At 65.2% G+C, this 21,338-nt stretch carries 18 protein-coding genes; 9 read left to right on the plus strand and 9 right to left on the minus strand.

What is annotated here, in order from left to right; translation table 11 throughout:
• Positions 1-84: 84 nt before the first annotated feature.
• From A9O65_RS14965 to A9O65_RS14990, 6 genes are all read right to left on the minus strand, one after another.
• Positions 85-1,404, minus strand: coding sequence for a branched-chain amino acid ABC transporter permease (locus A9O65_RS14965; protein ID WP_064702511.1), 1,320 nt, complete (start codon positions 1,402-1,404; stop codon positions 85-87).
• Positions 1,401-2,408 carry a branched-chain amino acid ABC transporter permease gene (locus A9O65_RS14970; RefSeq protein ID WP_064702512.1) on the minus strand — a complete coding sequence of 336 codons (1,008 nt, stop codon included), beginning with the start codon at positions 2,406-2,408 and terminating at the stop codon, positions 1,401-1,403. Before A9O65_RS14970 ends, A9O65_RS14965 begins: the two co-directional genes overlap by 4 nt.
• 40 nt (positions 2,409-2,448) lie before the next feature.
• Positions 2,449-3,153 (minus strand): ABC transporter ATP-binding protein, encoded by a 705-nt coding sequence (locus A9O65_RS14975; protein ID WP_064702513.1) that lies wholly within the window; start codon positions 3,151-3,153, stop codon positions 2,449-2,451.
• An 88-nt stretch (positions 3,154-3,241) separates the two neighbouring features.
• Positions 3,242-4,012 carry an ABC transporter ATP-binding protein gene (locus tag A9O65_RS14980; RefSeq protein ID WP_064702514.1) on the minus strand — a complete coding sequence of 257 codons (771 nt, stop codon included), beginning with the start codon at positions 4,010-4,012 and terminating at the stop codon, positions 3,242-3,244.
• Positions 4,013-4,094: 82 nt separating this feature from the next.
• Positions 4,095-5,540, minus strand: coding sequence for a sodium-dependent transporter (locus A9O65_RS14985; protein ID WP_064702515.1), 1,446 nt, complete (start codon positions 5,538-5,540; stop codon positions 4,095-4,097).
• A 151-nt stretch (positions 5,541-5,691) separates the two neighbouring features.
• Entirely contained in the window at positions 5,692-6,015 is a 324-nt protein-coding gene (locus A9O65_RS14990) for a hypothetical protein (RefSeq protein ID WP_064700939.1), read from the minus strand.
• A 160-nt stretch (positions 6,016-6,175) separates the two neighbouring features.
• Here A9O65_RS14990 and A9O65_RS14995 point away from each other — a divergent pair, with 160 nt between their 5' ends.
• Positions 6,176-6,502: an I78 family peptidase inhibitor gene (locus tag A9O65_RS14995; RefSeq protein ID WP_064702516.1), complete on the plus strand. Its 327-nt coding sequence runs from the start codon at positions 6,176-6,178 to the stop codon at positions 6,500-6,502.
• 174 nt (positions 6,503-6,676) lie between these two features.
• Here A9O65_RS14995 and typA read toward each other — a convergent pair whose 3' ends face one another.
• Positions 6,677-8,503: a translational GTPase TypA gene (gene typA / locus A9O65_RS15000; protein ID WP_064700937.1), complete on the minus strand. Its 1,827-nt coding sequence runs from the start codon at positions 8,501-8,503 to the stop codon at positions 6,677-6,679.
• 465 nt (positions 8,504-8,968) lie between these two features.
• Between typA and glnA the strand changes: the two genes are divergently transcribed.
• The 4 genes from glnA to ntrC all read left to right on the plus strand — a co-directional run bounded on the left by glnA (position 8,969) and on the right by ntrC (position 13,819).
• A complete protein-coding gene (gene glnA / locus A9O65_RS15005; protein WP_064700936.1) occupies positions 8,969-10,375 on the plus strand; it encodes a glutamate--ammonia ligase in 1,407 nt (468 codons plus the stop codon).
• A 243-nt stretch (positions 10,376-10,618) separates the two neighbouring features.
• Positions 10,619-11,200, plus strand: coding sequence for a DUF4124 domain-containing protein (locus A9O65_RS15010; RefSeq protein ID WP_064702517.1), 582 nt, complete (start codon positions 10,619-10,621; stop codon positions 11,198-11,200).
• Between the two features lie 173 nt (positions 11,201-11,373).
• The gene (gene glnL / locus A9O65_RS15015; RefSeq protein ID WP_064702518.1) at positions 11,374-12,420 is read left to right on the plus strand and encodes a nitrogen regulation protein NR(II); all 1,047 of its coding nucleotides are present in this window, start codon (positions 11,374-11,376) and stop codon (positions 12,418-12,420) included.
• Positions 12,413-13,819 (plus strand): nitrogen regulation protein NR(I), encoded by a 1,407-nt coding sequence (gene ntrC, locus A9O65_RS15020; protein ID WP_064700933.1) that lies wholly within the window; start codon positions 12,413-12,415, stop codon positions 13,817-13,819. The genes glnL and ntrC overlap by 8 nt, the downstream gene beginning before the upstream one ends.
• Before the next feature lie 76 nt (positions 13,820-13,895).
• Here the strand turns inward: ntrC and A9O65_RS15025 are convergent, their stop codons facing one another.
• Together A9O65_RS15025 and A9O65_RS15030 are read right to left on the minus strand one after the other, a co-directional pair.
• A complete protein-coding gene (locus tag A9O65_RS15025) occupies positions 13,896-15,713 on the minus strand; it encodes an aminopeptidase P family protein (protein WP_064700932.1) in 1,818 nt (605 codons plus the stop codon).
• A gap of 2 nt (positions 15,714-15,715) precedes the next feature.
• The gene (locus A9O65_RS15030) at positions 15,716-17,287 is read right to left on the minus strand and encodes a peptide MFS transporter (protein WP_064702519.1); all 1,572 of its coding nucleotides are present in this window, start codon (positions 17,285-17,287) and stop codon (positions 15,716-15,718) included.
• A gap of 376 nt (positions 17,288-17,663) precedes the next feature.
• On the opposite strand from A9O65_RS15030, the gene A9O65_RS15035 reads away from it, so the two are divergent.
• From A9O65_RS15035 to A9O65_RS15050, 4 genes are read left to right on the plus strand one after another with little or no spacing between them, the layout of a single operon-like run.
• Positions 17,664-18,623: a hydroxymethylglutaryl-CoA lyase gene (locus A9O65_RS15035; protein WP_064702520.1), complete on the plus strand. Its 960-nt coding sequence runs from the start codon at positions 17,664-17,666 to the stop codon at positions 18,621-18,623.
• A gap of 2 nt (positions 18,624-18,625) precedes the next feature.
• The gene (locus tag A9O65_RS15040; RefSeq protein WP_064702521.1) at positions 18,626-19,831 is read left to right on the plus strand and encodes a CaiB/BaiF CoA transferase family protein; all 1,206 of its coding nucleotides are present in this window, start codon (positions 18,626-18,628) and stop codon (positions 19,829-19,831) included.
• Between the two features lie 41 nt (positions 19,832-19,872).
• Positions 19,873-20,871, plus strand: coding sequence for a Bug family tripartite tricarboxylate transporter substrate binding protein (locus tag A9O65_RS15045; protein WP_064700928.1), 999 nt, complete (start codon positions 19,873-19,875; stop codon positions 20,869-20,871).
• A complete protein-coding gene (locus A9O65_RS15050; protein ID WP_175473468.1) occupies positions 20,868-21,332 on the plus strand; it encodes a tripartite tricarboxylate transporter TctB family protein in 465 nt (154 codons plus the stop codon). The genes A9O65_RS15045 and A9O65_RS15050 overlap by 4 nt, the downstream gene beginning before the upstream one ends.
• The last annotated feature ends 6 nt before the right edge of the window (positions 21,333-21,338 follow it).

The following is a 21,338-nucleotide window of genomic DNA, read 5'->3' on the forward strand; positions in this document are numbered from 1 at the left end:
TAGGCTCATCGTCGAGCCATCTCCAAGCCCGCAGGCCCCGCCGAGTCATCTCGGCGGGGCCTTTTCGCCTGTGGCCTGCCGAGGTCAGCCGTGATGGCGAACCTTCTCCGGCAGCATGCCCTTGGGCGCGAAGCGCAGCACCAGGCTGATCAACAAGCCGATCACGAAGACCCTGGCCTGCAGGGCGCGACTGTCGAGGTTGGTAGGCACGTCCCAGCCGAAGGTGTCGGCACCGAAATGGGCCGCCCACTCCAGCACGGAGAGGGCCAGTGGTCCCGACATGATCCAGATGATGTAGACCGCCACGGCACCGAAGATGGTGCCCAGGTTGTTGCCCGGACCGCCGAGGATCACCATCACCAGCACCAGGAAGGTGTGGTTCAGGGGCAGATAGCCCTGGGGGTCGAAGATGCTGTTGAAGCTGGCCAGCACGGCCCCACCGATGCCCATCAGGATGCAGCCCAGCACGAAGATCTCCAGGCGGCGCTTGTTGATGTTCTTGCCCATGGCGGCAGCCGAGACTTCGTTGTCGCGAATGGCGCGTATCATGCGCCCCCAGGGGGCATTGTAGGCTCGGTGCAGCAGAAAGAAGATCACCGCGATGATCACGGCGGTGACCGAGAGGTACAACGCCCGGGCCAGGGTGAAGCCGACCTCGGAAGGGCCTGGAATCGGCCAGGGCAGCGGGGAGACGGTGGCGGTACCTCGGGTCAGCCAGTCCGCATTCTTGAGAAAGGCCTTGATGATCTCGGCGATGCCGATGGTGGCAATGGCCAGATAGTCGCTGCGCAACCCCAGGCAGACGTGGCCGATGAAATAGCCGATCCCGCCGGCCAGGGCGCCACCGACGATCCAGCCGAACCACACGGGAAGCGCCATGCCGCCGATGAAGCCGGCCTGTGATTCGATCTGGCCGGCGATCTCACGAAAGTTGCTGATCACCACCATGTAGAGCACCACGCCGAGGATCACGGCGATGGCGGTGCGCAGTGTCCTGGGCACGCCGATGCGGTTGAGTCGTGAGGCGGCGATGACCAGCGCGATGGCGCCGACCATGTACAGCAGGGCCATCCCCAGCTCGCCGGGCAGTTCGCTGTTCCAGAAGGCATCGTTGACGGGAATGCTGAAAAACATGGCGCAGAAGCCACCCAAGGCGACGAAGCCCATGACACCGGCGTTGAACTGCCCGGCGTAGCCCCATTGAATGGTCAGGCCCAGGGCCAGGATGGCGTAGCAGGCCGATTCCACCAGCATGCGGGTGCCGTAGGCGGGCCCCATGGCGGCGTAGACGACCAGCACCACGGCCAGCAATCCCAGGAAGAGAAGCAGTTCGCGCAAGGGAAAGCGGCGTGGCGCCGCGACGGTATCGGCGCGTTGTTGGCTCGGAGGATGTGACTGGGTCATGTGATCACCTTGCCCTTGAAGATGCCCGTGGGGCGCCACACCAGGATGGCGACGAGGATGAAGAAGGGCACCACGATCTTGTATTCGGTGCCGACGAAGGCCAGGTTGCTCGGCAGCGACAGCCACTCGGGTAGGCTGTCGCGGAAGGGGCGCAGCAGCAGGCTCCAGTTGAAGACTGCCAGGGCTTCGGCGAAGCCGACCATGAAGCCGCCGGCGATGGCGCCGAAGGGATGGCCTACGCCGCCGACGATGGCGGCGGCGAAGATCGGCAGTAGCAGGAAGAAGCTGAGATCAGGCTTGAAGGTCACGTCCATCGATAGCAGGGTGCCGGCGATGGCGGCCAGCCCACCGGCGAGCACCCAGGTCACCGCCACGATGGTATTGGTGTTGATGCCCGAGGCCTGAGCCAGGTCGGGATTGTCGGACATGGCGCGCATGGCCTTGCCCAGCCGCGAGCGACTGAGAAAGAGGTGCAGGGCCACCACGCAGATGATCGTCAGCGCGAACAGGTAGAGCTGTGGCTCGGTGATCACCACCGGCACCCGCACGCCTTCGATGGGAAGGGGCAGGCGGAAGATCTCCTTGCGGTCGTCCACGTAGAGACTGGAGCCGCCGGTACCGGCGAACAACCGGATCAGCCCTTGCAGCATCAGGGTCACGCCCAGCGAGGCGATCACCATGACGATGGGCTTGACGCCATGGGCGCGCAGCGGCTTGTAGAAGGTGCGGTCGATGCCCACGGCCAGGCACGCGGTCAGCGCCATGGCCGGGGGCATCATGAGGATCGGTGTCGGCACGCCGATGGCACTTCCCGCGCTCGGGAAAAGCGTCGTGAGCAACAGCACCATGAAGGCGCCGAAGGTCATCATGTCGCCATGGGCGAAATGGGCGAAGCGCATGATGCTGAAGATCAGCGTCACGCCCACGGCTCCCATGGCATAGATCGAGCCGGAGACCGCACCGGCGATCATCACGTTGTTGATGAAGAAGACGAGTTCGTTCAAGGCACAGCCTCCAGATGATTCCGTCGACGTTGAGCGAGGCTCAGCCGCCCAGAAAACTCTTGGCGACGTCCGGGTCGGCCAGCAGGGCCGCGCCGGTGTCGGTGAAACGGTTCTGGCCGGCGGCCAGCACGAAGCCCCGGTCGGCGATGCCAAGCGCCTGCCTGGCGTTCTGCTCGACCATCAGGATGCCCACGCCGGTGGCGTTGATCTCCTTTACCCGGGCGAATATCTCGTTCATGTAGCGTGGCGAGAGCCCGGCGGTGGGCTCGTCGAGCAGCAGCAGATCGGGTTCGGGCATCAGGGCGCGGCCCATGGCGACCATCTGGCGCTGGCCGCCGGACAGCTCGCCGGCGGGCTGGTGGCGCTTGTCGTAGAGTGGCGGGAAGATGTCATAGATACGCGCGAGCATGCGCTTGACACTGTCGGGCTTGAGGTAGGCGCCCATCTGCAGGTTTTCCTTCACCGTCAGGCTCGGGAAGACGTTGTGTTCCTGGGGCACGAAGCCCATGCCGCGTCGTACCAGCCTGTTGGGCGGCTGGTTCTGGATGGGGTCGCCATTCAGCAGGATCTCGCCCTGGTTGACGTTGAGCAGGCCGAAGATCGCCTTGAGCATGGTCGACTTGCCGGCGCCGTTGGGGCCGACGATGACGCCGACCTCGTTGGCCTCGATGGTCATGTTCACCCCGTTGAGGATGTTCATGCCGCCATAGCCGCTGTGCACATCGCGTGCGTCGAGTAGAGGCATAGGAAAGGAGTCTCTGCGTTAGCGGCGCCATCCCGGTGGTGGCCGCTTTGTTGTTATTCAGGCGTCGTCCGAAATGGGCGCGCTGCCCTCAGGCAACGTCGGCACCGAAGTAGGCCTCGATCACCCGCTTGTCGTTGCGTATTTCCTCGATGCTGCCTTCCACCATCACGCTGCCTTGGGCCAGAACGATCACCGGATCGCAGAGACGAGCGATCATGTCCATGTCGTGCTCGATGACCAGGAAGGTGTAACCCATTTCCCGGTTGAGGCGCTCGATGTTGCCCATCAAGTCACCGAGCAGGGTGCGGTTGACGCCGGCGGCGATTTCATCGAGCAGCACGACCCGCGCGTCGGTCATCATGGTGCGGCCGAGCTCGAGGAGCTTCTTCTGGCCGCCGGAGAGGTTGCCGGCCAGCTCGTTGCGGACATGGTGCAAACCGATGAAGTCGATGACCTCCAGGGCGCGTCGGCGAACTTCGGCCTCCTCGCGTCCCACGCGGCCGGGTTTTAGCCAGGTGCTGAACAGGTGTTCACCGGCCTGGCGGGGCGGCACCATCATTAGGTTTTCCAGTGCCGTCAGGTTGGTGAACTCATGGGCGATCTGAAAGGTGCGCAGCAGGCCCTTGTGGAAAAGCTCGTTGGATGGGCAGTTGGTGATGTCCTCGCCGTCGAGCCAGACGCGACCGCTGTCCAGCGGCAGGGCGCCGGCGATGATGTTGAACAGGGTTGACTTGCCCGCGCCATTGGGGCCGATCAGGCCGGTCACCGAACCCTGCTTGACCTGAATCGAGCAGTCGTCGATCACCTTCAGGCCGCCGAAGGCCTTGTTGACGTTTTTTACATCGATGATGGCAGACATGATGGTGGTTCCGTCGGTGTTGTTCGTTGTTATGTCCCGAGGGCCGAGCCTGCTGGCCCGGCGCGTTGCGTCGGTCGTCTCCTCAGGGGCCTTGATGCTTCTCCGTCAGGAAGGTGCGGCTGGCGGCGAAGGCGCCCACGATCACCACGGCGCCGATCAGGGGCAACAGATAGCCCTCTACCTGCGGGATGGCCCGCAGGAACACGAAGGCCACCGCCGCCGGGGAAACGAAGCGCACCAAGAAGCGCCAGGTATGCAGCCAACCCTCGCTGGTGCGCAGTTCTTTCATGACTTCGCCATGGGTCAGGGCCCAGCCGGCGAACAGGGCGATCAGCAGGCCGCCGAGGGGCATGAGGACATGGGTCAACAGCTCCAGCAGCCGGAAGGCGCTGAGCCCGAGGAGTTCGTGGAAGGGGCTGTCGTCGGCCCAGACATTGAAGCTGAAGACGGTGAGCAGGCCCAGTGCCCAGCTGGCGATGGCCATCATGGCCACTGCCTGGGCACGATTGAGGTCGAAGCGCTCCACCAGGAAAGCGGCGACCGGCTCGATCATGGAGATTGCCGAGCTGATGGACGCACCGAGCACCAGGATGAAGAAGACGGCGCCTACCAGCGGGCCGCCGGGCATCTCGGCGAAGGCCAACGGCAGCGTGACGAACATCAGCCCTGGCCCCTCGGCGGGGTTGAGGCCGGCACCGAAGACCAGCGCGAAGATCGCCAACCCCGCAATCAGTGCCACGGCGGTGTCGATCACGACAATGGCCAGGGCTGTGCGGCTCAGTGAGGCCTCACCGGGCATGTAGGCGCCGTAGGCCATGATCGCCCCCATACCGAGGCTCAAGGTGAAGAAGGACTGTCCCATGGCGGCCAGCCAGCCTTCGAGGCTGAGGTCGCCGAGCTGCAGGGTGAACAGGAAGTGCGTCGCGGCTCGCATGTCGCCGTTCATGGCGCTGTACGCCAGGATGACCAGCAGGAGCGCGAGCAGGGCCGGCATCAGCACGCGCAGGCCGTTCTCGATGCCACGGTGGATGCCGAGTCCGACGATCAGGCCTGAGGCCGCGATGAAGAGCGTGTGGTAGAGCGTCAGCAGGGCCGGTGATGCCAGCAGGGTATCGAAGCCGCTGGCGATGGTCGCGGCATCGGCTCCGGCCAGTGAGCCGGTGATCATGCGCCAGGTGTAATGCAAGGCCCAGCCGGCGATCACTGAATAGAAGCTGAGAATGATGAATGCCGAGGCGGCGCCCAGCCAGCCGATCGACTCCCAGGCGCGCGAGGTGTCGTGGGTGCGGCTCAGAAAGCGCATGCCCATGATCGGACTGCGGCGGCTGCTGCGTCCGAGCAGGATCTCGGCAATCAGGATGGGGACGCCGACGGCGAAGAGCGTCACGGCATAGATCAGCAGGAAGGCACCACCGCCATTCTCGCCGGCCAGGTAGGGAAAGCGCCAGAGGTTGCCGAGCCCTACCGCAGAGCCGACGGCAGCCAACAGGAAGGTTCCCTTGTGCGTCCAGATGTTGTGCGTACTCATCGAGGTCCTGCGATTGCCCAGGGCTGGAAGAATCCCGCGCAGGGGGGCGTCTGCCGAATCGCCGTCAACTTTGCGTCACCGGGGTGGTCCTTGGCTAGAGGGCGAGCGTTTAGGCGTCGTTGGCGGCGGTGGATGGTAACCGCGCTCGGAATCAGTCCTGTTCCTCTGCATCGTCCTCGTGGGGATGGTTCGGCTCCATGGCACGGTCGCTATCGGCGAGGCGTACAGTATCGCCCAGCTCGAGCTTGCCGGCGCTCTGCAGGCGGCGGCCGTTGTCCGGCGCGATCAGCGCCACGACCTCGCCAATGCTGGTGCCGTCCACGTAGGCTTCTACCTTGATCCGGACGATCGTGCCCTGGTGGCGTGCCGAAAGGATATCGCCAGGACCGGGGTCGGTGTGATGGCTGGGGTTCTTGGCGAAGTATTGCATCACGCTGTCGTCACCGGGGGCATCCCAGTCGATGTGCTTGTGCATGGCGTTGCCTCAGGCTGCAGGAATGTTCTCTTAGATTAGTCGTTGTCGGGCGGGGGACAAAAGGGCGTCGCTCCGGCCATGAGGAGGAATCCTTGATGGACGTGCCGACGCGGCGGCCATACGCTGGGTGGAACGTCGGCCGTCATGGAAAGGAGTTAGCATGCTGCATCGAACCATCATCGCCACGACCGTGGCGCTCATGCTCACGGGATGCGCAGGATCGGCATCGACCGCCCCGCCTCGGACCGAGGCGCCCAAGCCGCCGACCATGAGCCAGGCAGAGGATGCCTGCGGGGCCCGACAGGTACAGGATCATGTGGGCGAAGCCTATACGGAGGCCCTGGGGGAACGCCTGGAACAGGAAAGCGGAGCGGGTGATGTGAGAGCGAAGCGACCGGGCCAGGCCTATACGATGGAATTTCGCGCGGATCGCCTCGATGTGAATCTGGACGATGCCGGCGTGATTCGCGCCATCCGCTGCGGATAGGGGCCGTCCTTGCCGGGGAAGGGAGGCGTGATACGCCCTCGACGCCGTAGTTGACGGCTTCTGTTGCCGTACCGGCTCGGTGGTCGAGCCGGCCCGCTACAATAACGTGGAAACGCAGACGAGCCGGAGGGGCATCCCCTCCGGCTCGTCCAGTTGGCGCCAGGCGTTGCGCCGTTACTTCTTCTTGGCGCGCTTGCGCTCGTTTTCGCTGAGCAGCTTCTTGCGCAGGCGAATGTGGTGGGGAGTGACCTCCACCAGTTCATCGTCATCGAGGAACTCGATGGCCTGCTCCAGGGTGAAGCGCACCGGCGGTGTCAGCACCAGGGCCTCGTCGCTGCCCGAGGAGCGCATGTTGTCGAGCTTCTTGGCCTTGGTGGGATTGACCACCATGTCCTCGGCGCGGTTGTTGATGCCGACCAGCATGCCCTCGTAGACCTCGGTGCCGTGCTCGATGATCAGCTTGCCGCGATCCTGCAGGGCGAACAGCGCATAGGCCAGGGCCTTGCCGCTGACCATCGACACCAGCACGCCGTTGCGCCGTTCGACGGAGGCGTCGGGTTTGAGCGGACCATAGTGGTCGAAGCGGCTGGTCAGGATGCCGGTGCCCGACGTCAGGGTCAGGAACTGGCCCCGGAAGCCGATCAGGCCCCGCGCTGGGATGATGAAGTCCAGGCGCACCCGGCCCTTGCCGTCGGGGTTCATGTTCTTGAGCTCGCCCTTGCGATAGCCGAGCTCTTCCATGATGGCGCCCTGGTGCTCCTCCTCGCAGTCGATGATGACTTCTTCGTAGGGCTCCTGCGAAACGCCGTCGATCTCGCGGATGATGACTTCGGGACGCCCCACCGCCAGCTCGAAGCCTTCGCGGCGCATGCTCTCGATCAGCACCGAAAGGTGCAGCTCGCCACGACCGGAGACCTTGAACTTCTCGGGGCTGTCGCCCTGCTCGACGCGCAGCGCCACGTTGTGGATCAGCTCCTGCTCGAGACGGTCTCGGATGTTGCGGCTGGTGACGAACTTGCCGTCCTTGCCGGCAAAGGGCGAATCATTGACCTGGAAGGTCATGGACACCGTGGGCTCGTCGACGGTCAGCGCCGGCAGGGCCTCGACGTCGGCCGGGTCGCACAGCGTATCGGAGATGGCCAGGTTCTCGATGCCGGTGATGCAGACGATATCGCCGGCGGTGGCCTCTTCGGTCTGTACCCGCTCCAGGCCGAGGTGGGTCATCACCTGGCCGATCTTGCCGCGCCGGGTGTTGCCCTCCTTGGAGACGATCGTGACCTGCTGGTTCGGCTTGACGCTGCCGCGGGTGATGCGGCCCAGGCCGATGACGCCGACATAGCTGTTGTAGTCCAGCGCCGAGATCTGCATCTGGAAGGGCGCTTCCAGTTCGACCTTGGGCGGCTCGACGATGTCGACGATGGCCTGGAACATCGGCGTCATGTCATCGGTGAGCTGATCCGGCTCGGGACCGGCCACGCCGTTGAGCGCCGAGCAGTAGATGATCGGGAAGTCGAGCTGCTCGTCGCTGGCGCCGAGGTTGTCGAACAAGTCGAAGATCTGGTCGATGACCCAGTCCGGGCGAGCACCCGGGCGGTCGATCTTGTTGACCACCACGATCGGCTTGAGGCCCTGATCGAAGGCCTTCTGGGTGACGAAGCGGGTCTGCGGCATGGGGCCATCGACGGCGTCCACCATCAGCAGGACCGAGTCGACCATCGACATCACACGCTCGACCTCGCCGCCGAAGTCGGCGTGTCCGGGCGTGTCGACGATGTTGATGTGGTACTCGCGCTCGTCGGGTCCCTCCCAGCGGATCGCCGTGTTCTTGGCCAGGATGGTGATGCCGCGCTCCTTCTCCTGGTCGTTGGAGTCCATGATGCGTTCCTGGCCCTCAGCCTTGCGGTCCAGGGTGCCGGACTGCTGGAGGAGCTTGTCGACCAGGGTGGTCTTGCCGTGGTCGACGTGAGCGATGATGGCGATGTTGCGAAGATTCTCGATCACGACGGGATCCTGCTGGGAAAAGTGGGGCCGCATTATAGGGTCAGGGCCGTGACGCTACCAGCCTTGTGGTGGGAAATCCGTTTCCGAACGATGTTGAAGCCGCTGCGACAGGGATTCCAGCATGCGTGCACTGATTTGGTGCTTTGCTCGTTATTACGCTTCATTTTGGTTCATTGCGAGGCATTCGTGCCGCCTCAATATCGGGCGTCCGACGGACGAATCAGGCCGGGGAGAAACGCGAGAGACAATTTTCCTCTGCGAGATCAGCATGCTATGAAGGGCGAAAAAATGGATGCGCCATCTTGGCACACTTCCTGCTTCATCGTAGCAAACGCCATGGTCGCCTCGGGCGTCGTGGGCAGCTGGCTTACGGCATGCTACAACGTTCGCAGCACCCGACCAGCGATCAACGATGCTTTGAATACGTTTCCAAGTTAACGAGCCAAGCTCACTGTGGAGGACCTCATGTCTGACAAGACGCTCGCCCTGATCGAAGAACATGATGTGAAGTGGGTCGACCTGCGCTTCACCGACACCAAAGGCAAGGAACAGCACGTCACCATTCCGGCTCGCGATGTGGACGAGGAGTTCTTCGAGAACGGCCAGATGTTCGACGGCTCCTCCATCAATGGCTGGAAGGGGATCAACGAGTCGGACATGATCCTGCGTCCGGAGGACGGCACCGGCTTCCTCGACCCCTTCACCGAAGACGCCACCCTGGTGTTGCGCTGCGACATCATCGAGCCGGCCACCATGCAGGGCTATGAGCGCGACCCGCGTTCCATCGCCAAGCGCGCCGAGGCGTACCTGCAGTCCTCCGGCCTGGGCGATACCGCCTTCTTCGGTCCGGAGCCCGAGTTCTTCGTCTTCGACGAAGTGCACTGGAAGGCCGACGCCGAAGGCGCCATGTACAAGATCACCTCCGAAGAGGGGGCCTGGGCCACCGACCGCCACGTCGAAGGTGGCAACCTGGGTCACCGTCCGCGGGTCAAGGGCGGTTACTTCCCGGTGCCGCCGGTGGACAGCTTCCACGATATCCGTGGCGCGATGTGCAACACCCTGGAAGCCATCGGCCAGACCGTCGAGGTGCATCACCACGAGGTGTCCAACGCCGGCCAGAACGAGATCGGCGTCAAGTTCAACACCCTGGTGAAGAAGGCCGACGAGCTGCAGGAAATGAAGTACGTGGTGCACAACGTGGCGCATGCCTACGGCAAGACCGCAACCTTCATGCCCAAGCCGATAGTCGGTGATAACGGTTCCGGCATGCACGTCCACCAGTCCTTCTGGAAGGACGGCCAGAACCAGTTCGCCGGTGACGAGTACGCCGGTCTCTCCGAGATGGCGCTGTACTACATCGGCGGCATCATCAAGCATGCCCGTGCCCTGAACGCCTTCACCAACGCGTCGACCAACTCCTACAAGCGCCTGGTGCCGGGTTTCGAGGCGCCGGTGATGCTGGCCTACAGCGCGCGTAACCGTTCTGCGTCCATCCGCATCCCCTACACCGCGAGCCCGAAGGGCAAGCGCATCGAGGCCCGCTTCCCGGACCCGACCGCCAACCCCTACCTGTGCTTTGCGGCGATGCTGATGGCCGGCATCGACGGCATCAAGAACAAGATCCATCCCGGCGATGCCATGGACAAGAACCTCTATGACCTGCCGCCGGAAGAAGGCAAGGCCATCCCGACCGTGGCCGAGAGCCTCGATCAGGCGCTGGAAGCCCTGGATGCCGATCGCAGCTTCCTCACCGAGGGCGGCGTCTTCACCGACGAGATGATCGATGCCTACATCGAGCTCAAGTCCGAGGACATCGAGCGTCTGCGCATGACGACGCACCCGGTCGAGTTCGATATGTACTACAGCTGCTGATCGCCGGCGCGACGCCGCCACGCGACATCGAGATAGAGGCACGCCTAGGGGCGTGCCTCTTTTTTTGTGCCAGCCGCATACTTGTGCCAGCCGAATTCTTTTGCTGGCCGATTTGCAGCAACCGATTCATGCGACATATCTGTGGAGTATCGCCGGGCATATCGGGGCTCGCGACCCGATCGGGCAGCGCCTAGTCTTCAACTCGAGGGCAGGATGCCCGATACCCGATACTTGGGAGGGTCCATGGACAGGCCGATGATCGTGTTGCTGCTGTATCTCTTGATGATGACCCAGGCTGCGGGGGACCAGACGCTCTATCGCACCACCGATGCGCGAGGGCATGTGTCCTTCAGTGATGACCCCTCGAGAGGTGGCGAGCCGGTCGAGCTTGCGCCGATCAGCGTGGTGCCGTCGCTGCCACCGCCACCGGCATCGACGAGCACCGCTTCGGGCCGCGACGGCATGGATACACCTTCCCGGATATACGATGCCTTCGCGATTGCGGCGCCTGCCGATGGGGCCACCTTGCCGACCGGGGCCGCGGGCGATGTGCGGGTGCGGCTCGAACTGCGGCCGGCGCTGCGTGAGGGTCACCTGCTGCGACTGCGGCTCGATGGAAACATCGTGCGGCCCGCAGCGCGCCAGCCTGTCATCGAGCTCACCAATCTGTCGCGTGGCGAGCATCATTTGCGGGCGGAACTGCTCGATGCTCGAGGGCAGGTGTTGCAGCGTACGTCGGCGGTGACGCTCTATGTGCAGCGGGCCAGCGTCAACATGCTGCGGAATCCCCATCATGTCCACTCCCGCCCTCAGGCCGTCCGCTGAGGGTGCACGGGATGGCCCAGGATCGTGCATGCACCATAGTAGTGCACTAGGATGGTGCACAGTGCCGGTGCCTGCTGTCGGCTCGTGCCCATATGCCGGCCGTGCCGAAGTGGCGCGCTTCTTGCACCGGACTACTCCAGTTGGAAACTTCTTCGTGCATCGCGGGATCGTTCATGTATCAACGCTTGATGGAACACCTCACCACAGCCGTCCTGTTGCTGGATGGCCGGCTGCGGCTGCAGTGGATGAATCCGGCGGCCGAGGCGCTGCTGGCGCTCAGCCGGTCGCGGGTGGCGGGCCAGCCCCTGCCGGAGCTGGTGGTGGGCGAGGAGGACATAGGTGAGCTGCTGGCCAAGGCGCGAGACGAGTTCCATCCCTTCACCCAGCGCGAGGCACGCCTGACACTGGTCACCGGCGACGTGCTGACCGTGGACTATACCGTCACGCCCCTGACCCGGGACGAGCTCCTGCTGGAAGTGGAGCCGCGCGACCGCCTGCTGCGCATTTCCCGGGAGGAGGCGCTGCAGACGCGCCAGGAAACCATCAAGGTACTGGCGCGAGGGTTGGCCCATGAAGTCAAGAACCCCCTCGGAGGCATTCGCGGCGCGGCCCAGTTGCTGGAGCGCGATCTCGACAGTCCGCAGCTTACCGAATTCACACGGATCATCATCGAAGAGGTCGACCGCCTGCGCGATATGGTGGATGCGATGCTCGGGCCCAATCAGGTCGAGCGCCATGAGCCGCTGAACATCCATAAGGTGCTCGAACGGGTACGTTCGCTGCTGGCCGTCGAGCATCCCAGCGTGACCATCATCCGCGATTACGATCCCAGCCTGCCGGATCTCATCGGCGACGAATCGCAGATGATTCAGGCCATGCTCAATGTCGCACGCAATGCCGTCGAAGCCATGACGGAATCCGATGTGCCGGCCCCCAGCCTGATGTTGCGGACGCGCGCCCGGCGGCAGTTCACCCTGGGAGCCGAGCGGCATCGGCTGGTCTGCGAGGTGTCGATCATCGACAACGGGCCGGGCATTCCCGAGCGACTGCGCGAAACCCTGTTTTATCCGATGGTCTCGGGACGTGCCGAGGGCAGTGGGCTGGGGCTGTCCATCGCCCAGTCGATCCTCCATCAGCACCAGGGGCTGATCGAATGCGACTCCGCGCCTGGCCACACCGAATTCCGCCTGCTGATACCGCTGGAGAAAACTCATGAGTGAAGCCGCTCGCGTCATGATCGTCGACGACGATCGCGCCATTCGCTGGGTGCTGGAGCGAGCCCTGGCCCAGCCCGACCTGGAGGTCGAATGCGTCGAGCGCGCCGACCGGGTGTTGCCGCGTCTGCTCGAGGAGCCGCCCGATGTACTGGTCACCGATATTCGCATGCCGGGTATCGATGGCCTGGACCTGATGGCCCGGGTGCGCGAAGCGCATCCCGACCTGCCGGTGATCGTGATGACCGCGCATTCGGATCTCGACAGCGCCGTGGCCTCCTATCAGGGCGGCGCCTTCGAATACCTGCCCAAGCCCTTCGACGTCGACGAGGCGCTGGCCCTGGTGCGCCGCGCCGTGGCCCATGCTCGGGAGCGCCAGCGGCCGGTCACGCCCCCGGAGGGCCTCGAGACCGAGATCATCGGCGAGGCGCCGGCCATGCAGGAGGTGTTTCGCGCCATCGGCCGGCTCGCTCAGTCGCACATCACGGTGCTGATCAACGGCGAGTCGGGCACCGGCAAGGAGCGCGTGGCCCAGGCGCTGCACCAGCACAGCCCTCGGGGCGGCCGTCCCTTCATCGCCCTGAACATGGCGGCGATCCCCCGCGATCTGATCGAATCCGAGCTGTTCGGCCATGAAAAGGGGGCCTTCACCGGCGCCACGGCTCAGCGACAGGGACGTTTCGAGCAGGCTGATGGCGGTACCCTGTTCCTCGACGAGATCGGTGACATGCCCGCCGAGACCCAGACCCGCTTGCTGCGGGTGCTGGCCGACGGCGAGTTCTACCGGGTCGGCGGTCATACGCCGGTCAAGGTGGATGTGCGCATCATCGCCGCTACCCATCAGCATCTCGAGGAGCTGGTGGACGACGGGCGCTTTCGCGAGGATCTCTTCCATCGCCTCAACGTGATCCGCATTCACCTGCCGAAGCTCGCCGATCGTCGCGAGGATATTCCCCGCCTGGCACGCCACTTCCTCGCCGAGGCCGCCAAGGAACTGGCAACCGACGTCAAGGTGCTGACCGAGGAAGCCGAGGAGCACCTGACACGCCTGGCCTGGCCGGGCAACGTGCGCCAGCTCGAGAACACCTGCCGCTGGTTGACGGTGATGGCCTCCGGGCGCGAAGTGCTGGTGGAGGACCTGCCGCCCGAGTTGCGCGACGGAGAGGGAGGCGGGGCCTCCGGCGACTGGCGGACGGCCTTCCGCGACTGGGCGGACCGTGCCCTGGCCGCCGGCCATACCCACCTGCTGGAAGAGGCGGTGCCGGACTTCGAGAAGATCCTCATCGAGACCGCGCTCAAGCATACCGGCGGACGCAAGGGCGAGGCCGCCGAACTGCTGGGGTGGGGGCGCAATACGCTGACCCGCAAGCTCAAGACGCTGATGCCGGAAATGGCGGAGGATTGAGCGACGAGCGAGAGGCGCCGAGTCGATCGGCGCCCCTCGTCGTTTCAGGATCGCTCACTGGCTGAGCAGCACCTGGTCAGCCGCGGGCGAGCGGTTGAGTGCGTTTCTCGAGCCAGGCCAGCGCCTCGCCCTCGAGCTTGGGTGCGAGGCGCTCACGTACTTCGGCGTGGTAGGCGTCGAGCCACTCGATCTCACTGTCGTCGAGCAGGGCGGGCTCGATGCAGCGGGTGTCGATGGGGCACAACGTCAGCGTCTCGAAGCGCAGGAAGTCGCCGAACTCGCTCTCCGCGGCGGGGCGATTGGCGACCAGGTTCTCGATGCGGATGCCCCACTTGCCGGGGCGGTACACGCCGGGCTCGATGGAGGTGATCATGCCAGGCTGCATGGCGGTATGCGGCGCCACTGGCGCATGCCAGGCGATTACCTGGGGGCCTTCGTGGACGTTGAGGAAGTAGCCCACACCATGGCCGGTGCCGTGGCCGTAGTCGCGGCCGCTGGTCCACAGCGGCGCACGAGCGATGGCATCGAGCTGCGCCGAGGGAATGCCGCGCGGAAAGTGCGCCCGCGACAGCGCGATGGTGCCCTTGAGCACCAGGGTGTAGTCCTCGCGATGCGCGTCATTGATCTTGCCCACCGGGACCACGCGGGTGATGTCGGTGGTGCCGCCCGGGTACTGGGCGCCGGAGTCGATCAGCAGCAGGCCGTTGCCTTCGATGGTGGCATGTGCCGCCGGCGTGGCGTGGTAGTGCGGCAGGGCGCCATTGGCGTTGAAGGCGGCGATGGTGGAGAAGCTGCGGCTGACGAAGCCTGGGCGTGCCGCACGGGCAGCGGTCAGCTTGTCGTCGACGGTCAGCTCGGTGACGGTCTCGCCCCGTGCCAGGGCATCTTCCAGCCAGGCGAAGAACTCGCACAGCGCCGCGCCGTCTTCTTCCATGGCCTGGCGCACGTGCTCCAGGTCGGCGTCGCTCTTGCGGCCCTTGGCCAGGGTGCTGGGCTGGAAGGCCTCGATCAGGGGGGCGCCGTCCGGCAGGGCCTGGCGGGTGCCGAGGGTTAGGCGTGCCGGATCGATCAACACCCGTGACCCTTCGGGCAGTTCGGCCAGCCGTGAGGCCCAGTCGGCATAGGGCGCGACCTGGATACCGTCGGCGGCGAGCGATTCGCGCAGGGTGGCGTCGAGCTTGCCGGGAGCGACGAACAGCGTGGCCGTCTCGCGCCCGACCAGCAGGTGGGCGAGGAAGACCGGATTGAAGTCCACATCGGCACCGCGTAACTGGGTCAGCCAGGCGATGTCGTCGAGGGTCGAGATCGGGTGCCAGTCGGCTCCGTGCTCGGCCATGGCCTCGCGCACCCGGGCCAGGCGCTCGGCGCGGCTCTCGTTCAGGTAGGCGCTGTCGTGGGCATAGAGCGGTGCCTCGGGCAGCGACGGGCGATCCGGCCAGATGGCATCGAGCAGGTCCAGGTCGCCGCGCAGCCGAATACCGGCCGGCGACAGCGTCTCTTCCAGGCGCCGGGCGCTGGCCAGGGCGACGACATCGGCATCGAAGCCCAGAGTGGCGCCGGATTCGAGGTTGTCGGCCAGCCATTGCATGGGGGCATCGCCTTGGCCGGGATGCAGCTTCATCAGCTCGATACCGCTGCCGGCCAGTTGCTCCTCGGCCTGTACCCAGTAGCGGCTGTCGACCCAGACGCCGGCGGCGTGTTCAGTAACCACCAGGGTGCCCACCGAGCCATCGAAACCGGACAGCCAGGCCCGGCCGGCCCAGTGTTCCGGCAGGTACTCGGAATTGTGCGGATCGGACGAGGGCAACCACCAGGCGTCGATGCCGTGTTCGCGCATGGCGTCGCGCAGGGCCGCCAGGCGTGCCGCCGGGGTGGAAGGGGCTTCACTGGACATGGTCAGGCTCCGGTTGAATGAGTGGGAGATGTCGGCTCGGCGTTCGTTTCGCCCTTGAGCATACGCTTGATGAGCGGTGTCAGCAGTGCCAGAACGATGGCGCACAGCACCAGGGCGATGGCTGAGCGGCCGAACAGGTCGGGCAACTGCTGGAGCTCCTCGCCGTTGACATGCCCGCCGATCAAGCCGGCCACCAGATTACCGAGTGCCAGGGACGTGAACCACAGGCCCATCAACTGGCCGCGCAAGCGCATCGGCGCCAGCTCACTCATGGTCGAGAGACCCACCGGGCTCAGGCACATTTCGCCGAGGGTCAGCAGCAGGAAGCTGGTGGTGATCCACAGTGGCGAGACTCGGGTGTCGCCGCTGATTACCTGCTGGGCGGCCAGCATCATCAGGCCAAAGCCGGCAGCGGCGAACAATAGGCCGAGGGTGAACTTGGCCGCACTGCTCGGCTCCAGGCCACGACGCCCCAGTGCCGGCCACAGCCAGCCGAACAGCGGGCCGAGCAGAACGATGAAGATCGAATTGAGCGACTGGAACCAGACGGTGGGGATCTCCCAGCCGAACAGGGCGCGGTCGGTATAGTCGTGGGCGAACAGGTTGTAGGAGGTGGGCTGTTGCTCGAAGGAGGCCCAGAAGAAGGCCGAGGCCACGATCAGCAGGAAGGCCACGACCACGCGGGCGCGCTCGCGATTGTCGAGGCCGGCGAAGCATAGCAGGTAGAGAAAGAAGGCCAGCGCGCAGACGATGATCACGCTGGTCATGCCCTCGGCGATGGCGACGGGGTCCAGGGTAATCGCGCCGGTGGCGACCAGGGCCACGAACAGTGCCGTCAGGGCAGACAGCACGGAGACGGCCAGACCCACGCCGCGGCGGCGCACGGCCGGTGCATCCCAGCTGGCCTTGCGATCGCGCAGGCTGTCGGAGCGGCGCATGGCGGGAATCGCCCATAGCCGGAAGATCAGCAATGCCGCCAGCATGCCGAGCCCGCCGAGGCCAAAGCCCCAGTGCCAGCCGTGTTCGCGCATCAGCAGGCCGGTGAACAGCGGCGCGAGCAGCCCGCCGATGTTGATGCCCATGTAGAAGATCGCGAAACCGCCGTCGCGGCGCGCATCGCCCTCGTCGTAGAGGCTACCCACCATCACCGTGATGCAGGTCTTGAAAAGCCCCGAGCCGAGCACGATCAGCAGCAGGCCGATGAAGAACATCGTGGCGCCCCACAGGGCGGAAAGCGCGATGGCCAGGTGGCCCAGAGCGATCAGGATGGAGCCGTACCAGACGGCGCGCTGCTGGCCGAGCCAGTTGTCGGCAAGCCAGCCACCGGGCAGCGCCGAGAGATAGATCGCCCCGGCGTAGATGCCGACGATGGCGGAGGCATCCGCGCGACTGAAGCCCAGACCGCCGTCGTAGAGGCTGGCCGCCATGAACAGCACCAGCAGCGGGCGGATGCCGTAGTAGGAGAAGCGCTCCCACATCTCGGTGAAGAAGAGCGATCCCAGGGCTCTGGGATGGCCGAAGAAGCCGTTGTCGCGTCGGGACGCGCTGTCCGGCGTCGGGGAGGTTGAATGCATGAGACCGTGCCTTGTGATGATGAGCGAACCGTTCCAGGTGCCGAGCGCAGGAGGCCGAGCGGCGATGCGTTCATCGCCGCCACTGGCGGAGAACGGTGTTCGCTTAGATAAGGAAACGTCGATGGGCGCACGACATTGATGATTTATTCTGTCGATGTCGCCTTTGGCAGGGAATTCTATGGCAGATGCTTAGCGAGCGAAATGCTCCGGTGGCGATACGTCAAAAGGTGACGCGATCCTGTAAGGAAAACCCGGGCCAGTGGAATGGGCATGCGGGTTGGCGGTTCATCAACAAAAGGCGAATGTGAGCCGGCTGATCCGGTGCCTATAGTGGGGGCGTTGAGCCCTGCGGGGCATTCGCCGACAGGAGCCCGTCATGTTTGCCACCGCCAGCACCGAGTGTCCGCCGCGACGGGTGCAGGTCACCGAGGTCGGGCCACGCGATGGGCTGCAGAACGAGCCGGTGATCTTGAGCACCGCCGAGAAGCTCGAGCTGATCCATGCCTTGCTGGATGCCGGCGTGAGAGCCTTCGAGCTGACTTCCTTCGTCAGTCCCAGGGCGGTGCCGGCGCTGGCCGATGCCGATGAACTGGCGGCCGCACTGCGCGAGCGCCGAGACGTGCATCTTTCTGCACTGGTGCCCAATCCACGTGGTGCTGAGCGGGCGCTGGCAGCCGGTGTGGATGCTGTGGTGTTGTTCGTCTCGGCATCGGAGACGCACAACACCAAGAACGTCAACCGCTCGGTGGCGGCGTCGCTGGAAGGCTTCGAGGCGGTGGCCAGGGCGCTGGAAGGCAGCGGCATCGAGCTGCGCGGTGCGATCGCGACCAGCTTCGGCTGCCCCTTCGAGGGCGAGGTGGCGGTGAGCGATGTCGGACGCATCGCCCGGCGCTTCGCCGCGCTCGGCGTTCGTCATGTCTCGCTCGGCGACACCACCGGCATGGCCACGCCGCCGCTGGTTACCGAGCGCATACGGCATTTGCGCGAGGTTGCGCCGGAGATCGTGCCGACGTTGCATTTCCACAATACCCGGGGCATCGGGCTGGCCAATGTCATGCAGGGGCTGGCGCTGGGCGTGGATCGCTATGAAAGCGCCATCGGCGGACTGGGCGGTTGTCCCTTCGCGCCCGGTGCCTCGGGCAACATTGCCAGTGAGGACCTGCTCTACCTGCTCGACGAGATGGGCATCGAAACGGGCCTCGACCTCGAGGGCATGATCGAGGCCGCCGGGGTCGCCTCGCGCCTGATGGGGCGCCCCTTGCCGGCTCAGGTGTCCAGGGCCGGGCCACGCCTGGCGCTCAGTGACTGTTCCGCTGTTCCTACCGCAAGAGGATGAAGATGTCGGATACGCTGCCCCACGCCGAGGGCGCCCTGCAGGGCATTCGTGTCATCGACCTGACCCGGGTGATCTCCGGGCCGTTCTGCACTCAGATGCTCGGCGACCACGGGGCCGAGGTGATCAAGATCGAGCCGCCCGGGCGCGGCGACATCGTGCGTTCCCAGGGCAACATGGTGAACGGCTTTAGCTGGTATTTCGCCCAGTTCAACCGCAACAAGCGCTCGCTGACGCTGGACCTGCGCCAGGAAGAAGGCAGGGCGATTCTGATACGCCTGCTGGAAGATGCCGACGTGCTGGTGGAAAACTTTCGTCCCGGCGTCATGGGCAAGATGGGGCTCGACGATGCCACGCTGCGCGAACGCTTCCCGCACCTGGTGGTCGGGCGCATCAATGGCTTCAGTTCCACCGGTCCCTATCGGGACCGCCCCGCCTACGATTTCATCGCCCAGGCGATGAGCGGTTTCATGGGCGTCAACGGGCCGGCCGATGGCGAGCCGATGCGTGCCGCGCCGCCGATCAGCGACATGGTGGCCAGTCAGAACCTGGCCTTTGGCATTAGCGCGGCGCTGGTGCGGCGCGAACGCACCGGGCAGGGCGACATCGTCGAGACAGCGCTGACCAACGGTCTGATCAGCATGATGGGCTACCTGGCGGCGGAGTACTTCGCCACCGGCGAGGTGCCCCGGCGCACCGGCAACGACCATCCCATGCTCTATCCTTACGGTCTGTTCCAGGCCAGCGACGGCGAGGTGGCCATCGCGCCTAGCAACGACATCATGGTCGAGCGATTCCTCGGTGCCCTGGACATGCGCTCGCTGCTGGAAGACGAGCGCTTTGCCGACAATCGGCGGCGCATGGCCAACCGCGAGGCGTTGCGCGAGATCCTGAACCGGGTGATCGAGCGGCGCAGCGTGGCGGAATGGATCGAGCATCTCAACGAGGCCGGTGTGCCTTGCGGGCGTGTCCACGACCTGCGCGACACCTTCGAGGATCCCCAGGTCCAGGCTCAGCAGATGACCCTGGAGCTCGACCAGGGCGCACATGGCAAGGTACCCACGACCGGCTTCCCGGTGAAGATGAGCGAGGCCCCGGCGGCGTTGCATCACCCCGTGCCGGGGCTTGGCGAGCATTCCGAGGCCATTCTCGCCGAACTGGGGCTGAGCGACGCGGAACTCGCGGAGTTACGGAAAAAGGGCGTCACCTAGCAACTCAAGTCACGATCGATACAACAAGAAGGAGCGACGATATGCCGATTTCGACCCAGAAGACGTTGCGAAGCCTTGGCGCCTCGGCTTTGCTGGGGCTTGGCCTGGCGGTCAGCCTGCCGAGCCAGGCGCTGCCCATCGACGAATGCATCGCACCTGCCGATCCGGGTGGCGGCTGGGACTTCACCTGCCGTTCGGTAGGCAAGCTGATGCGCGAACTGGACCTGGTGGACGGCAATGTCCAGGTCACCAATATGCCGGGCGGGGTCGGCGCCGTGGCGTTTTCCAACGTGGCCGGCAAGCGGGCCGACGACAGCAACCTGATGGTCGCCACCAGTACCGTCGGGGTGACCCAGATCGCCCAGGGGCGTTATCCAGGTGGCGCCGACACCATGCGCTGGCTGGCCATGCTGGGAACCGACGTGGGCGTCATCCTGGTCGATGACGAGAGCCCCTACGAGACCCTCGACCAGTTGCTCGAGGCCATCGTCGAGGATCCGGCCTCGGTGGCCATGGCCGGCTCCAGCGGTGCTGGTGGTTGGGACCACATTCGCGCCTTGCGGCTGGCCAAGGCGGCCGGGCTGCCCGGTGACCAGATCGGGGCGCTGCGCTGGGTGCAGTTCGATGGCGGAGGGCCGGCCGTGACCCAGATGATGGGCGGACACGTGGATGCCGTGTCCACCGATCTCGGCGAGATCGCCGGCTTCATCGAGTCCGGTGATGTCCGTGCCCTGGCCGTGCTTTCCGAGGAGCCGCTGCCCGAGCCCTTCGAGACGCTGCCGACGGCCGTGTCTCAGGGCTATGACGTGACCGGCTACAACTGGCGCGGCTTCTATACCGGCGGCGAGGTGTCGGACGAAGACTACGCCGCCATGGTCGAGACCCTCGAGACCCTCTACGAGAGCGACGAATGGAAGGACGTCGCGGCGCAGAACGGCCTGGTGCCGCTGTGGCGGGGTGGTGAGGAATTCAACGACTTCGTGCGTGAATCGATCGACGATGTCGAGGCCATTTCCCGAGAGATCGGAGTCATTCAGTGAGTGATGAGGTGTCGGCCACATCGACTGCCCACGGCGACCGCATCGCCGGAGTGGTGCTCGCCGTGCTGGCGGCAGGCGCCTGGTGGCATGCGCAGACCTTCGTTACCGGCTTCATGCAGCCGGTGGGGCCGGGCGTCTTCCCACGATTGGTCAGCGTGCCGCTGGGGCTGCTGGCGGTCTACCTGATCGTTCGTCCCGGCCTCGATCATCGCTGGCCGGGCGCGGCGGCGCTGTGTCGCCAGCTCGGCGTGCTGCTGTTGCTGGGCGGGTATGCCGCCTTCCTCGAATCCTGGGGCTTCTTGCCTTCGACCCTGGTGGCCACCGTGGTGCTGATGCGCCTGTTCGGGGCGAGCTGGCGCCAGGCCCTGCCGTACGGCGTGCTGCTGGGGCTGGCGCTCTATGCCCTGTTCGAATTCGCCCTGGGGATTCCCTTGCCCAACATACCCGGCTTGAGTGTGTAGCGTTCC

The organism is Halomonas caseinilytica, assembly GCF_001662305.1.
GTDB lineage: Bacteria > Pseudomonadota > Gammaproteobacteria > Pseudomonadales > Halomonadaceae > Halomonas > Halomonas caseinilytica.